The sequence below is a fragment of the Bilophila sp. 4_1_30 genome (assembly GCF_000224655.1).
GTDB lineage: Bacteria > Desulfobacterota > Desulfovibrionia > Desulfovibrionales > Desulfovibrionaceae > Bilophila > Bilophila wadsworthia.
The window spans coordinates 1-785 of record NZ_JH114280.1; the positions used below are offsets into that span (position 1 = coordinate 1).

A 785-nucleotide genomic window follows, 5' to 3' on the forward strand; every position below is an offset into this window, starting at 1 on the left:
TCTCTCTTAGGCCTTGCTTATAAACGTTATTCTTTAGTACCCCCATTGTTTCAATAAAAAGGCTACCAAGTATGTATTACCTGGTGGCCTTTTTTTATTTATACAAATTTGTTTGTTTTCGGGGTAGTGTCTCATGTCCAAGAGGAGTCTTCAATGGCTAAAGCTACGTTTGATACGGCAAATGGAACAATCGCAGGGCGCAAGCCATATTCCGATTGTCGCCATGTCCGCAAATGCCTTTGTGGAAGACATGGATAAGGCATATACAGCGGGCATGGATGATTATATAACCAAGCCCATTGCCCTTGAGGAAATCAGCAACGTTTTGAAAAAGTATATGGGCGGCATCAGCAAAAGCCTGTAGCAAGCCGGGGCGGCTTGTCCATGATGGCCCGGCATGCGACCAGATGTCACCGGTGCCGGAGGGTGCCCGCCCCTGATGTCCCTCGCGGGGGCTTTGGGCAGCGCGGCGGAAAAACAGCATATGTGCACATGATTGGGACGCTTCCGGGGGAACTGTACCGATGAAGAGAATTTTGACGACGTTGCAGGGAAAAGCCGTCCCAACGCTTTTGAGTGTAGCGTTGCTGCTGACCGGGGTGCTTTCGATCGATTTCATCAAAAGCCTGCAGGGCGACGCCCGTGTCATCAATTACACCGGGATCGTCCGCGGGGCCACGCAGCGGCTGGTCAAAAAAGAGCTGAACCATCTTTCCGATGATACGCTGATCGCGCGGCTCGACGGGATCTTATCCGGCCTTTCGGAAGGCAGCGACGAGCTTGAT

At 51.7% G+C, this 785-nt stretch carries 1 protein-coding gene and 1 pseudogene; both read left to right on the forward strand.

Annotation, left to right across the window (positions count from 1 at the left end; genetic code table 11):
• Nucleotides 1-133: 133 nt before the first annotated feature.
• Nucleotides 134-364 carry a response regulator gene (locus tag HMPREF0178_RS20130; protein ID WP_009369381.1) on the forward strand — a complete coding sequence of 77 codons (231 nt, stop codon included), beginning with the start codon at nucleotides 134-136 and terminating at the stop codon, nucleotides 362-364.
• Nucleotides 365-536: 172 nt separating this feature from the next.
• A pseudogene (locus HMPREF0178_RS20135) lies at nucleotides 537-785 on the forward strand (hypothetical protein); the annotation flags it as partial.

Coding starts and splice junctions, on each gene's coding strand:
- HMPREF0178_RS20130 (WP_009369381.1), top strand. CDS start 134: ATGTCCAAGAGGAGTCTTCAATGGCTAAAGCTACGTTTGATACGGCAA.